Below are 15,746 nucleotides of genomic sequence, written 5' to 3' on the forward strand. Positions count from 1 at the left end.
ATGACTCCCGATGAATGCAGAAGACTCCTTGAAGCTCGCCCGCAGATTCATTGAACTGCCGCTGGAAAAGCGCCGGCTGTTCTTGAAGGCTCTGGACAAGGAAGGCGTCGACTTCTCTCTGCTGCCGATTCCGGCGGGGGTTGCGGTGCCTGATCGCCAGGCCCTGTCCTATGCGCAGCAGCGCATGTGGTTTCTCTGGCAACTGGACCCGCAGAGCGCGGCCTACAACCTGCCCAACGCGGTCCGCCTGAGCGGGCCGCTGGACCGGGCAGTGCTGGCGCAGGCCTTCGACTGGCTGCTGGAGCGGCATGAGAGCCTGCGCACGGTCTTTGCCCTGGAGGACGATGAGCCTCGGCAGGTGATCCAGGAGGCGCGGGTCGACATCGATTATCGGGAGCTTTGCGACCTCGACCCGGCGCAGCGCGAAACCAGGGTGCAACAGCTGGCCGACGCCGAAGCGCGCCGGCCCTTCGATCTGCAACAGGGGCCTTTGCTGCGGGTCTGCGTACTGGGCCTGGGCGAGCAGGAGCACGTGATGCTGCTGACCCTGCACCATATCGTCGCGGATGGCTGGTCGATGGGGGTCTTGATCGAAGAGTTCCTGCACGCCTACGACAGCCTGCTCCAGGGTGAGGTGCCGAACGTCCCGGCGCTGCCGATCCAGTACCGCGACTACGCCCTGTGGCAGCGCAGCTGGCTGGAGGCAGGGGAGCAGGAGCGGCAACTGGACTACTGGCGCGCCAAGCTGGGTGACGAGCATCCGCCGCTGAAACTGCCCACCGACCATCCGCGGCCGGCCCATTCCAGCCGCCAGGGGCGCCGCCTGGATTTTGCCCTGGAACAACCCCTGGCCCAGCAACTGGGCGCCTTGGCGCGCCAGCAGGGGGTGACCCTGTTTGCCGTGCTGTTGGCCGGCTTCAAGCTGCTGCTATCGCGCTACAGCGGCCAGCAGGACATCCGGGTCGGCGTGCCCATCGCCAACCGCACGCGCCAGGAAGCCGAGGGGCTGATCGGTTTCTTCGTCAACACCCAGGTACTGCGTACCGAACTGAGCCCGCAATTGACAGTGCAGCAACTGCTGGCCGATATCCGCGAGACTACCCTGAGCGCCCAGGCCCATCAGGACCTGCCCTTCGAGCGCCTGGTGGAAGCCCTGCACCTGGAGCGCAGCCTGAGCCACAGCCCGCTGTTCCAGGTGCTGTACAACCACCAGCCCCAGGTCACCGAACTGACCACCTTGCACAGCCGCTCCGGGCTGCAAGTGCAGGCCTTGCCGCGCAACGAGCGCACGGTGCAGTTCGACTTGACCCTGGACACTTTCGAACGCGGTGGCCAGTTGCAGGCCGCCTTCACCTACGACTGCCAGTTGTTCGAAGCGCAGACCATCGAGCGCATGGCCGGCCACTGGCAGAACCTGTTGTGGGCGATGGTGCGCGAGCCGCAGTCGGCGCTTGCCGAACTGCCGCTGCTCAGTGCCCAGCAGCACCGGGGCTTCCTGGCCCAGGGGGCTGGCGCAGAAGAGGTGTTCAGCGCCGAATCGGTGCTCGAACTCTTTGCCCGCCAGGTCGCCACGCAGCCCGAAGCACCGGCCCTGGTATTCGCCGGGCAGTGCCTGAGCTACCGCGAGCTGGACCTGCGTGCCAGCCGTCTGGCCGCAGCGCTGGTGGCGCGTGGCGTGGGGCCGGAAGTGCCGGTGGGTATCGCTGTGGAGCGTTCCCTGGAGATGGTGCTGGGCCTGTTGGCGGTGCTCAAGGCCGGCGGTGCCTATGTGCCCCTGGACCCGCAATACCCCGAACAGCGCTTGAGCTACATGCTTGAAGACAGCGGCGTACGCCTGCTGCTGAGCGAGACGGCGGTGCAGCCGCGGCTGCCGGTGGCGGCCCGGGTCGAGGCGCTGTTGCTGGATCAGGCACAGGCCTGGGCGCCGGACAGCGATCCGCTGGCAGCCTTGCCCGGGATGGCTGCCGGGAACCTGGCCTATTCGATCTACACCTCCGGCTCCACCGGTGCCGCCAAAGGCGTGAGCATCACCCACGGAGCCCTGGCCAACTATGTGCAGGCGATCATCCAGCGCCTGCCGCTGGGGGCTGCGCGCACTATGGCCGTGGTCTCGACCATCGCCGCGGATCTTGGTCACACCACGCTGTTCGGCGCCTTGTGCTCCGGCAGTTGCCTGCACGTGATCGACCTGGATACCGGGTTGGACGCCGACGCCTTCGGCGCCTACCTGCACACCCACCAGATTGATGTATTGAAGATCGTCCCGTCGCATTTGCAGGCGCTGATGAGTGGCGAAGAACCGGCCCGTTCCCTGCCGCGCCAGTGCCTGGTGCTGGGCGGCGAGGCCTGCCCGGCGGCTCTGGTCCGCAGGATCGCGACCCTGGCACCGGAGTGCGCGGTGTTCAACCACTACGGCCCCACGGAAACCACGGTCGGCGCCCTGACCATGGCCGCCGCCACGCTGGCGGCCGAGCGGGCGGTGGTGCCCCTGGGCCTGCCGCTGGCCAACGTCCGTGCGCGGGTGCTGGATGCATCCTTGCAACCGGTGGCGCCCGGCACTCCGGCCGAGCTGTACCTGGGTGGCGCCGGCCTGGCGCGGGGTTACCACCAGCGGGCGGCCTTGACCGCCGAGCGCTTTGTGCCGGACCCCTTCAGCGGCGACGGGCAACGCCTGTACCGCACCGGTGACCTGGCGCGCTATCTGGACGGCGGGGTTATCGACTACCTGGGCCGCATCGACCATCAGGTGAAGATCCGCGGTTACCGTATCGAGCTGGGGGAAATCACCGCGGCCCTCAAGCAGTTGCCCCAGGTCGAAGACGCCGTGGCACAGGTGGTCAGTGTGGCGGGCGAGTCGCAAGTGGCGGCCTATGTGGTACTGGCCAAGGCTCAGGAACCGGAGGCGGCGTGGCAGGAGATCCGCCGGCAACTGGCGGTGGCCTTGCCCGACTACATGCTGCCCATGCATTTCCTGGCGTTGGCCGGCATGCCCTTGACCCCCAACGGCAAGCTCGACCTGCGGGCCCTGCCGCCATTGCAGCAGCAGGCGCCGGTGGAAGCCTTTGTGGCCCCGGTCAGCGAGCTGCAGCAGGGCATCGCGGCGATCTGGCAGGCGGTGCTCAAGGTCGAGCGGGTGGGCCTGGGCGACAACTTCTTCGCCCTGGGTGGCCATTCATTGCTGGCAACCCAGATCATGTCCCGGGTGCGTCGCCTGCTGGGGGCGGACGTGCCGCTGCGGGTGCTGTTCGAAACCTCGCGCCTGGACGAATTCGTCGAACAGGTACAGGCCTGCGCGGGCGCCGCGGCACTGCCGCAGATCGAGGTGCTGGAGCGTGATGGGCCCTTGCCGGCCTCCCATGCCCAGCAGCGGCAATGGCTGTTCTGGCAGATGCATCCGCAGAGCACCGCCTACCACACGCCGATCGTGGTCCGTTTGCAGGGGGAACTGGACCAGGCTGCCTTGCAGCAGACCTTCGATGCCCTGGCCCAGCGCCATGAAGCGTTCCGCACCACCTTCACCCAGCATCAGGAACGCCTGTGCCAGGTGGTGCATGCACAGGGCGCGATCAGCGTGGCCTGGGAGCGATTGACGCCGGGCCTGCCCCGCGAAGCCGTCCAGGCCCGCGCCCTGGAGGAGACCCAGCAACTGTTCGATCTGGAGCGCGGGCCCCTTTGCCGGGCCCGGGTGCTGCAGATCGCCGAGCGCGATTACCTGCTGGTGGTGACCTTGCACCACATCATTTCCGATGGCGCCTCCATGAGTGTGCTGGCCCGGGAATTCGTCGCGCTATACCGCGGCTTGATCCAGGGGCAGGCACCGCAGTTCGAGCCGTTGAGCGTGCAGTACGCCGACTACGCCAACTGGCATCGCAGCTGGCTGGAGCAGGGCGAGCAACAGCGCCAGCTGGATTACTGGCGCCAGCAACTGGGGCTGGAGCATCCGGTTCTGGAGCTGCCTCTGGATCATCCACGCCAGGCGCTGGTCTCCCACCGCCAGGAACGCCTGGGCCTGCGCCTGCCGGCGGACCTGGAGCAAGGGCTGCGGCGAGTGGCGCGGGAACATGACATGACCCTGTTCCAGCTGTTCCTGGGGTCGTTCGCGTTGCTGCTGCACCGTTACTCCGATCAGCCGGATATCCGCATCGGGGTGCCGGTGAGTAATCGCCGCCACCAGGAAATGGAAGGGGTGATGGGCTTCTTCGTCAACACCCTGGTGATGCGCGTCGAGCTGGCGCCGAGCCTGCCGGTGGGGCAGTTGCTGCGTCAGGTCAAGGCCACGGCCCTGGCCGCCCAGGCCCATCAGGACCTGCCGTTCGATCGTCTGGTGGATGCCCTCAAGCCCCAGCGTGCGCTGGACCAGAACCCGTTGTTCCAGGTGATGTACAACCACCTGAGCATTGCCGGGGAAAGCACCGACGGCACCAGCCTGCCGGGCCTGCAAGCCGAGGAAATGGTCCTGCAGGGCGGTACCGCGCAATTTGACCTGACCCTGGAAACCCTGGAGACCGACGCCGGGATCAACGCTTCGTTCATCTATGCCGGCGAATTGTTCGAGGTCTCCACCGTCCAGAGCCTTGCCGATCACTGGCGCAATCTGCTGCAAGGCATGCTTGAACCGCAGCAAGCCCTGGGCGAGCTGCCGATGCTGGGCCAGGACGAGCAGCGCCGCATTCGCCAGGAGTGGGACCACACCGATGTGGTCTACCCGACCGAGCGTTTTGTTCACCAGCTGTTTGCCGATCAGGCGGCCAAGGCGCCGGATGCACCAGCGGTGTTCTTCGCCGAGCAGCGCCTGAGCTATCGCGAGCTGGATACTCAAGCCAACCAGCTGGCGCACAAGTTGATCGAACTGGGCGTTGGCCCGGAAGTGCGGGTGGCCATCGCCATGCCGCGTTGCGCGGAAATCATGGTGGCCTTCCTGGCCGTGCTCAAGGCTGGTGGGGTCTATGTGCCGCTGGATATCGAGTACCCCCAGGACCGCCTGCGCTACATGATGCAGGACAGTGGCGCGTGGCTGCTGCTGACCCAGAGCCATCTGCTGGATCGCTTGCCGATTCCTGAGGGGCTGCCGACCCTCAGCATCGAAGGCGCGGCTGATTTTGCGGCTTACCCTGTGACCAGTCCGCAGGTGGATCTGGCCGAGGAAAACCTCGCCTATGTGATCTACACCTCCGGTTCCACCGGCTTGCCCAAGGGCGTTGCGGTGTCCCACGGCCCGCTGGCCATGCACAGCCTGGCCACCGGCGAACGTTATGAAATGAGCCCGGCGGATTGCGAGTTGCACTTCATGTCCTTCGCCTTCGACGGCTCCCATGAAGGCTGGATGCACCCGCTGATCTACGGCGCCAGCGTGCTGATCCGTGATGACAGCCTGTGGTCGCCGGAATTCACCTACGAACAGATGCACCGCTACGGTGTCACCGTGGGCGTGTTCCCGCCGGTGTACCTGCAACAACTGGCAGTACACGCCGAGCGCGACGGCAATCCGCCGGCGGTGCGGGTGTACTGCTTTGGTGGCGATGCAGTGCCCCAGGCCAGTTACGATCTGGCGTGGCGAGTGCTGCGTCCGAAGTACATCTTCAACGGTTACGGCCCGACCGAGACGGTGGTTACGCCATTGATCTGGAAGGCCAAGGCGGGCGATCCGTGCGACGCGGCCTATGCGCCCATCGGCAATATCGTCGGCAATCGCAGCGCTTATGTGGCCGATGCCAACCTCAACCTGTTGCCGGTTGGCGTGGCAGGCGAGTTGTATCTGGGTGGCCTGGGCGTGGCTCGGGGTTACCTGGATCGTCCGGGGCTGACGGCGGAACGCTTTATCCCTGACCCCTACAGCACCACCGGTGCCCGGCTGTACCGCAGCGGCGACCTGACCCGCTATCGCACCGATGGCTTGGTGGAGTACGTAGGCCGTGTCGACCATCAGGTGAAGGTGCGGGGCTTCCGTATCGAGCTGGGCGAGATCGAAGCGCGCTTGCTGGAGCAGGACCCGGTATTGGAAGTGGCGGTGATCGCCCAGCCAGGGCCGAGCGGCCAGCAACTGGTGGGTTATATCGTGCCGGTGGACGCCGAGGTGGCGTTGAGCAACGAGCGCCAGGCGCAGTTGCGCGAGAGCATCAAGGCGCGCCTGCGCGAGAGCCTGCCGGACTACATGGTGCCGACCTACCTGCTGTTCCTCGAAGCGCTGCCGCTGACGCCGAACGGCAAGCTGGACCGCAAGTCGCTGCCAAAAGTCGATGCGCAGCTGATGCAGCAGACCTACGTGGCACCGCAAAACGACCTGGAGCAGCAGATCGCGGCGATCTGGGCCGATGTGCTGAAGCTTGAGCAGGTGGGCGTCACCGACAACTTCTTCGAACTGGGTGGCGACTCGATCATCTCGATCCAGGTGGTCAGCCGTGCCCGGCAGGCCGGTATCCGCTTCACCCCCAAGGACCTGTTCCAGCACCAGACGGTGCAGGGGCTGGCCACGGTGGCGGAGCAGGGCGAGGGCGGTTTGCAGGTCGACCAGGGCCCGGTGCGTGGCGAAATGGCGCTGCTGCCGATCCAGCAGTGGTTCTTCGACACCCCGGTGCCGGAACGGCACCACTGGAACCAGTCGGTGCTGCTCAAGCCGCTGAAGCCTCTGAGTGCCGAGGCACTGCAGCAGAGCTTGCAAGCCTTGCTCGAACACCACGACGGCCTGCACCTGAAGTTTGTCGAAGAAGGCGCAGCCTGGGTCGCGACTTATGCCCCGCTGGGGCAGGTGACTGCGGCACCGTTGGCGGCGATGCAGGCCGATGCGCTGCTGTGGCTGGCGGACGACGCCACTGAAGATTCGTTGCAAGCCCTGTGCGATACCGCGCAACGCAGCCTCGATCTGCAACAGGGGCCTTTGTTGCGTGCCGTGCTCTTCACGTTGCGTGATGGCACCCAGCGCCTGCTGCTGGCCATCCATCACCTGGTGGTGGACGGGGTGTCCTGGCGGGTGCTGCTGGAGGACCTGCATCAGGCCCTGGTACAGCAGGCCGCCGGGCAAACCATCAAGCTGCCGGCCAAGACCAGCTCTTCCCAGGCCTGGGCCGGCCAGTTGCAAGCCTATGCCCGCAGCGCGGCGCTGCAGCAAGAGCTGGGTTACTGGCAGGCGCAGTTGCAGGACGTGGATTCGGGCCTGCCCTGCGACCGGGCAACGGATCAGGTGGTGATCAAGGATGCCAGGAGTGTCAGCACCGAGCTGGACCCAAGCTATACCCAGCGCCTGTTGCAGGATGCGCCGGCGGCCTATCGCACCCAGATCAACGATCTGCTGCTCACCGCCCTGGCCCGGGTCATTACCCGCTGGACCGGCGACAGCAGCGCCCTGGTGCAACTGGAAGGCCACGGCCGCGAAGAGCTGTTCGACAGCATCGACCTGAGCCGCACCGTGGGCTGGTTCACCAGCGTGTTCCCGGTGAAGCTGACGCCGCAGCCGGCCCTGGCCGACTCGATCAAGCTCATCAAGGAACAGCTGCGGGCCGTGCCCAACAAGGGCATCGGCTTTGGTGCCCTGCGCTACCTGGGGGGCGAAGCGGCGCAACAGACCCTCGCGGCATTGGCGGTGCCACGCATCACCTTCAACTACCTGGGCCAGTTCGATGGCAGCTTCGATGAGCCGGATGCCTGGTTTGCCCCCAGCGCCGAAGCCAAGGGTGCCGATCAAGGCGCCCAGGCTCCGCTGGGCAACTGGCTGAGCATCAATGGCCAGGTCTATGGCGGCCAATTGAAGCTGGGCTGGACCTTCAGCCAGGCGATGTTCGATACCGCCACCATCGAGCACCTGGCGGATGACTACGCCCGGGAACTCAAGGCGCTGATCGAGCATTGCAGCCAGCCCGAGCACCGTGGAGTAACCCCGTCGGACTTCCCGCTGGCGGGCCTGAACCAACAGCAACTGGACCAGTTGCCACTGGCCCTGGCCGAGGTCGAGGACCTCTATCCGCTGTCGCCGATGCAACAGGGCATGCTGTTCCACACCCTCTACGAGCAGGGCGCGGGCGACTACATCAACCAACTGCGGGTGGATGTGGACGGGCTCGTACCCGAGCGCTTCCGCCAGGCCTGGCAGGCGGCCATCGACAGCCATGACATCCTGCGCAGCGGCTTCCTCTGGCAGGGCGAGCTGCCGGCGCCGATCCAGGTGGTGCACAAGCGTATCCGCCTGGACTTTGTCGAGCATGACTGGCGGGCGAACGAGGCCGTGCCGGCCGCCCTGGATGGCTTGGCCGAAGAAGAGCGCCTGCGTGGTTTCGACCTGCTGGCCGCGCCCCTGCTGCGCCTGACCCTGGTGCGCACTGGCGAGCAGCGTTACCACCTGATCTACACCAACCACCACATCCTGATGGACGGCTGGAGCAACTCACGGCTGCTCGGGGAAGTACTGCAACGCTATGCGGGGCAGTTCGCGAGCCATGCGCCCGGGCGCTACCGCGACTACATCGCCTGGCTGCAACGCCAGGACGCCCAGCTCAGCGAGACCTTCTGGAAGCAGCAACTGGCGGTCCTGGATGAGCCAACCCGTCTGGCCCAGGCCATCAGCCGCGGTGGCCAGGCCCTGGCCGGCAAGGGCTACGCCGCCCATCAACAGCACCTGGACCTGCAACAGACGCAACGCTTGAGCGAGTTCGCCCGCCAGCAGAAGGTCACGCTCAACACCCTGGTGCAAGCCGCGTGGCTGTTGCTGCTGCAACGCTACACCGGGCAGGACAGCGTGGTGTTCGGTGCCACCGTGTCCGGGCGCCCGGCGGAGCTCAAGGGCGTGGAGCAACAGATCGGCCTGTTCATCAACACGCTGCCGGTCGTGGCTGCGCCGCGCCCGGACATGCCGGTCAGTGACTGGCTGCAACTGGTGCAGGAACGCAACCTGGCCCTGCGCGACTTCGAACACACGCCGCTGTACGACGTGCAGCGCTGGGCGGGCCTGGGGGGCGAGGCGCTGTTCGACAATATCCTGGTGTTCGAGAACTACCCGGTGTCCGAGGCCCTGGCCCAAGGTGCACCGGCGCAGTTGAGCTTCGGCATGGCGGCCAACCATGAGCAGACCAACTACCCGCTGACCCTGTCGGTGTACCTGGGGCAGACCCTGGCGTTCGACTACAGCTATGCCCTGGAGCATTTCGCCGAGGCGAACATCCGGCAACTGGCGGGCTATCTGGAGCAGGTGCTCATGGCGCTGGTGGAGCAGCCGCAGTCGAGCATCGGCGAGTTGGCGTTGACTGGCGCTACCGAGCGCCGCTTGATCGAGGAGCAACGCAGCCGTACTCCGGCGCGAGACCTGTCGCCGCTCTGCGTCCAGCAGTTGATCGAGGCCCAGGCCGCACGCACTGCGGATGCCGTGGCGCTGCTGTGCGCCGGTGAGCAACTGAGCTATGGCCAGTTCAACCAGCGGGCCAACCAGTTGGCCCATGCGTTGATCGAGCAGGGCGTGGGCCCGGATGTGCGGGTAGGCATTGCCGTGGAGCGCGGGCTGGACATGATTGTCGGCCTGCTGGCGGTGCTCAAGGCCGGTGGCGCCTATGTGCCGCTGGACCCCGAATACCCCCAGGAGCGCCTGCACTACATGATGCAGGACAGCGGCATCCAGCTGCTGCTGACCCAGTCGCCGCTGCTGGAACGCCTGCGCGACGGGGTGGAGGTACCCCACCTGTGCCTGGATCAGCAGGGCCTGGACGGCTACTCCCTGAACAATCCAGCGCCGCGGGCCCAGGCCGACAACCTGGCCTATGTGATGTACACCTCCGGTTCCACCGGCCGGCCCAAGGGTGTGGATATCAGCCACCGCGCCTTGACCCAGCACGCCCAGGTTTCCCGGGACTACTTCAACATGAGCGCGGCAGACCGTGGCCTGCAGTTCTCCACCTTCAACTTCGATGCCTTTGTCGAGCAGCTGTACCCGGCGCTGATTTGTGGCGCCTCGGTGGTGATTCGCGGCAAGGCGCTGTGGGACAGCGAAACCTTCTACCGCGAGCTGATCGAGCAGGGCATCAGCATCGTCGATCTGAGCACCGCCTACTGGTTCATGCTGGGCAAGGACTTCGCCAGCCGCGAACCCCGCGACTTTGGCCGCCTGCGCCAGCTCAACCTGGGGGGCGAAGCCATGCCGGCAGAAGGCGTGGCGGCGTGGAAGAAGGCCGGCCTGAAACACGCCTGCCTGCTCAACACCTACGGGCCCACCGAGGCCACGGTGAGCGTTACCGCCCATGACTGCAGCCGTTACCTGCAGGACGGGCAAGCCTTGCCGAGCCAGATGCCGCTGGGCAAGGGCTTGCCGGGCCGCTCCATCTACTTGCTGGACAACAGCGGCAACCTGACCCTCAGCGGCGCCACCGGCGAGCTGATGATCGGGGGCGAGCTGCTGGCCCGGGGTTACCACGACCGCCCAGGCCTGACTGCCGAGCGTTTCATTCCCGATCCGTTCAGCAGCGATGGCGGTCGCCTGTACCGCTCCGGCGATCTGGCCCGCTATGACGCCGAGGGCGTGATCGAGTACGCCGGGCGCATCGACCACCAGGTGAAGATCCGCGGTTTCCGCATCGAGATGGGCGAGATCGAAGCGCGGCTGCTGGAGCTGCCACTGGTGCGCGAAGCCGTGGTGCTGGCCCAGGAGGCGGCCGGTGGTCCACAGCTGGTGGCCTACGTAGTGGCGGCCGCGGGCGTGGCGGTAGAGAGCCCGGAACAGCAGGCACAGGTGCGCGAGCAACTCAAAGCGGCCCTCAAGGAGGTGCTGCCGGACTACATGCTGCCGGCGCACCTGCTGTTCCTTGAGGCCCTGCCGCTGAGCCCCAACGGCAAGCTGGACCGCAAGGCCCTGCCCAAGGCCGACGCCAGCCTGTTGCAGCAGGCCTACATCGCCCCACAGAGCGAACTGGAACAGCAGGTCGCGGCGATCTGGGCCCAGGTGCTGGAGGTCGAGCAAGTGGGCATGAACGATAACTTCTTTGAACTAGGTGGGCATTCCTTGTTGGTAACCGCGATGGTCTCTCGAGTCCAGCTCAAGCTTGGGCGCCAGGTCAGTGTGCAGATGGCGTTTGAATTTCCCACCCTGGGGCTGTTCGTCAGCCAGTTGCAACAGACGCCCGGCCAGGTGCAAGGCGCCGACCTGAGTGCGCTGGAACTGTTGCTCGACGAAATGGAGGCTGTGTAATGGACAACACCACCGCGCTGAAAATTGTCAAAGGCTTCATCCTGCTGCCCCTGGAGAAGCGCAAGGTCTACCTGCAGAAGATGCTCGAACAGGGCATCTCCCCGGCCAACCTGCCGATTCCCGAGGTGCGCCTGAGCCAGGAGCGCCTGCCGCTGTCCTATGCCCAGCAACGCCAGTGGTTTCTCTGGCAACTGGCGCCCGAGAGCACGGCCTATCACATTCCCAAGGCCCTGCGCCTGCGCGGGAAACTGAATGTCGAGGCCTTGCAGCGCAGCTTCGACAGCCTGATCGCCCGGCATGAAAGCCTGCGCACGCATTTTGTCGAGGAGGCCGACACGGCGCTGCAGGTGATCGCCCCCGAGGCGCGCCTGGAACTGGTACGCCAGGCACTACCGGCGCAGGCGAGCCAGCAGCAGATCCAGACGGCCGTGCAGGACTTCGTCCAGGCCCAGACCCGGCAGCTGTTCGATCTGCTGGCCGGGCCGTTGCTCAGGGTCGGCCTGTTGCAGGTGGCCGAGGATGACCATGTGCTGGTCCTGACCCAGCACCACATCGTCTCCGATGGTTGGTCGATGCAGGTCATGGTGGATGAACTGATCGCGCTCTATATCGGTTTCTGCCAAGGGCAGACGGCGTCGTTGCCGGCGCTGCCGATCCAGTATGCCGATTACGCCCTCTGGCAGCGCCACTGGATGGAGGCCGGTGAAAAGGACCGGCAACTGGCCTACTGGACGGCGCAACTGGGCGGCGAGCAACCCTTGCTCGAACTGCCTCTGGATCGCCCGCGCCCCGCAGTGCAGAGCCATCGGGGCGGGCGCCTGGAGCTGACCCTGGAGCAGCCCTTGAGTGAAGCCCTGGGCAGCCTGGCCCAGCGGGAAGGGGTGACCCTGTTCATGCTGTTGCTGGCCTCGTTCCAGACCCTGCTGCACCGCTACAGCGGCCAGGCCGATATCCGCGTCGGTGTACCCATCGCCAACCGCAACCGGGTCGAGACCGAGCGCCTGATCGGCTTCTTCGTCAACACCCAGGTGCTCAAGGCCGAGATCGACGGGCAGATGTCCTTCAGCCAGTTGCTGCAGCAGGTACGCCAGACCGCCCTGGCAGCGCAGGTGCACCAGGACCTGCCGTTCGAGCAGTTGGTAGAGGCCTTGCAGCCGGAGCGCAGCCTGAGCCACAACCCGCTGTTCCAGGTGATGTTCAACCACCAGGTGGAAGCGGCGGGCGCAGGCAAACCCCTGAACTTGCCTGGCCTGAGCATCGAGGCCCTGGATTCCCAAGGGCAGTCGGCGCAGTTCGACCTGACCCTGGACACCGTGGAAACCCAGGGCCGGATCGCCGCGTCTCTGGTCTATGCCACCGATGTGTTCGACGCCGCCACCATCGAGCGCCTGGCCGCCCATTGGCGCCAGTTGCTGCAAAGCGTGGCCAGCCAGCCACAGCAGCGCATCGGCCTGTTGCCCTTGCTCGAGGCTGATGAGCGGGCGCAGATCCTCGACCAGTGGAACCGGCAGCAGCAGGCATTCCCTTCCCGGGCCTGCGTCCATCAGCTCATCGAGGCCCAGGCCGCCAGGGCGCCCCAGGCCATTGCCCTGACCTTCGCCGGGCAGAGCCTGGACTACCAGCAGCTCAACGAACGGGCCAATCGCCTGGCGCACAAGCTCATCGAGCAGGGCGTGGGGCCCAATGTGCTGGTGGGGCTGGCGGTGGAGCGCAGCCTGGAGATGGTCATCGGCCTGCTGGCGATCCTCAAGGCCGGCGGCGCCTACGTGCCGCTGGACCCGGCCTATCCCCAGGACCGCCTGCAGCACATGATGCAGGACAGCGCCATCGCCCTGCTGCTGACCCAGGAGCATCTGCTGCAGGGCTTGCCGGCGTTTGCCGGCAGTACCTGGTTGCTGGAGCAACCCCTGGACGGCTACCGGGTCGACAACCCCGAGGTCGGGGTGACGCCCGAAGACCTGGCCTACGTGATCTACACCTCCGGTTCCACCGGCAAGCCCAAGGGCACCTTGCAGCCACACCACAACGTCCTGCGCCTGTTCGCAGCCACCGAGCAGTGGTTCCAGTTCGGCGCCGAGGATGTCTGGAGCCTGTTCCACTCCTATGCGTTCGACTTCTCGGTGTGGGAGATCTTCGGTGCCCTGTTGTATGGCGGGCGGTTGCTGATCGTGCCCCAGGAGGTGGCGCGCTCGGCCCAGGACTTCTACCCGCTGCTCTGCAGCGAGGGCGTGACGGTGCTCAACCAGACGCCGTCGGCGTTCCGCCAGTTGATGCACGTGGCCTGCAGCGCCGAGCCTGCGCACCGGTTGCGCTACATCGTGTTCGGTGGCGAGGCCCTGGAGGTCAATACCCTGCAACCCTGGTTCCAGCGTTTCGGCGATCAGCGCCCGCAGTTGGTGAACATGTACGGCATCACCGAAACCACGGTGCACGTGACCTACCGTCCCTTGTCCGTGGCGGACCTGAGCCTGGCGGGGGCCAGCCCGATTGGCGAGCTGATCCCCGACATGTCCTGGTATTTGCTGGACAGCAACCTGCAACCGGTGCCCAAGGGCTGCATCGGTGAACTCTATGTCGGGCGTGCCGGGCTGGCCTGGGGCTACCTGAACCGCGGCGACTTGAGTGCGGCGCGGTTTGTCCCGGACCCGTTTGGCGAGGCTGGTGGGCGTCTCTACCGTACCGGCGATCTGGCGCGTTATCAGGCCGACGGTTCGATCGGCTACATCGGCCGTATCGACCACCAGGTGAAGATCCGCGGTTTCCGCATCGAGCTGGGGGAGATCGAAGCGCGGCTGCTGGAATTGCCTGCGGTGCGTGAGGCGGTGGTGCTGGCCCCGGAAGGTCCCGACGGCCCGCAACTGGTGGCCTACGTGGTGCCCGCCGGCCTGGACTGGAACGGCCAGGACCCGCTTGCCGAGCAACTGCCCCTGCGCGACGCCATCAAGGCCGGGCTGCGCGAGCACCTGCCGGGCTACATGGTTCCGGCCCATGTGCTGTTCCTCCAGGCGCTGCCCCTGACCGCCAATGGCAAGCTCAATCGCGCTGCCTTGCCGGCCATCGACGGCAGCCTGTTGCAGCAGGCCCACGTGGCCCCGCGCAGCGAGCGCGAACAGCAAGTGGCCGGGATCTGGGCCCAGGTGCTGAAACTGGAAAAGGTCGGCTTGACCGATAACTTCTTCGAGCTCGGCGGCCATTCGCTGCTGGCCACCCAGGTGATGTCGCGCATCCGCCAGGAGCTGGGCATCGAGGCCCCCCTCAAGCTGTTGTTCGAAGGCGAGTCGCTGGTAGATTTCGTCCGCCTGCTGGGCCCGGAAACTGCCCAGCCACTCCAGCCGATTCCCCTGGTGGACCGGCAGCAGCCGCTGGCGGTGTCCTATGCCCAGGAACGCCAGTGGTTCCTCTGGCAGCTGGACCCCGACAGCAGCGCCTATCACATCCCCATGGCCCTGCGCCTGCGCGGCTCGCTGGATAGCCGGGCCCTGCAAAGCAGTTTCGATGCCTTGATCGCCCGCCATGAAAGCTTGCGCACGCACTTTGTCGAGAGCGCCCGGGGCCTGACCCAGGTGATCGCGGCCCAGGCCCGCTTGCCCATCAGCCAGCAGGACTTGTCCCTGCTGGTGGAGGCCGGCAACACCGATGACTTGATCAAGCAGGTTATCGACACCCAGGTACGTCAGCCGTTCGACCTGTGCCAGGGGCCGTTGCTGCGGGCCACCCTGGTGCGCCTGGCGGAGGACGAGCATGTGCTGGTGCTGGTCCAGCACCACATCGTTTCCGATGGCTGGTCGATGCAGTTGATGGTGGAGGAACTGATCCGGCTCTATGGCGCCCATAGCCAGGGGCAGCAGGCCGAGTTGCCGGCGCTGGCGGTGCAGTACGCGGACTACGCGGCCTGGCAACGCCAGTGGATGGAAGCCGGTGAGCGCGAGCGGCAACTGGATTACTGGTTGCAGCAACTGGAAGGCGGCGCTCAGGTTCTGGATTTGCCCCTGGACCATCCGCGGCCGTTGCAGCAAAGCCACAAGGGCGCGCGCCATGGCATCAGCCTGGATGGCGCCTTGCCGGGGGCCCTGAAACAGCTGGCCCAGCGTGAAGGGGTCACGCTGTTCATGCTGTTGCTGGCCTCGTTCCAGGTGCTGCTGCACCGCTACAGCGGTCAGGCGGACATCCGCGTAGGGGTGCCCACCGCCAACCGCAACCGGGTGGAGACCGAGCGCCTGATCGGCTTCTTCGTCAATACCCAGGTGCTCAAGGCTGAAGTCGACGGGCAACTGAGCTTCAGCGACTTTCTAAGTCAGGTCAAAAGAGCCGCGCTGCAGGCTCAGGAACATCAGGACCTGCCCTTCGAACAACTGGTGGAAGCCCTCAAGCCGGAGCGCAGCCTGAGCTACAGCCCGCTGTTCCAGGTGATGTTCAACCACCAGGCGGCCGCCCGCCAGGACGCTGCAACCCTGGAGGTTCCAGGGTTGCAGGTGCAGATGCTCAATGGCGAGGACAGCACGACCCAGTTTGACCTGACCCTGGATACCTTCGAATCCGAGGATGGCCTCTGGGCCTCCCTGACCTACGCCACCGACCTGTTCGAGGC

2 protein-coding genes are annotated in these 15,746 nt (G+C 66.0%); both read left to right on the plus strand.

Annotated features, from left to right (window positions below; all coding sequences use genetic code 11):
* Nucleotides 1–10 precede the first annotated feature (10 nt).
* Nucleotides 11–11,158, plus strand: coding sequence for an amino acid adenylation domain-containing protein (locus AC1RL5_RS31720; protein ID WP_492590219.1), 11,148 nt, complete (start codon nucleotides 11–13; stop codon nucleotides 11,156–11,158).
* Nucleotides 11,158–15,746, plus strand: a 4,589-nt coding sequence (locus AC1RL5_RS31725; protein ID WP_492590221.1) for an amino acid adenylation domain-containing protein, incomplete at its 3' end; no start/stop codon positions are given. The genes AC1RL5_RS31720 and AC1RL5_RS31725, both read left to right, overlap by 1 nt.

The organism is Pseudomonas sp. GW822-FHT06D10 (genome assembly GCF_058799535.1).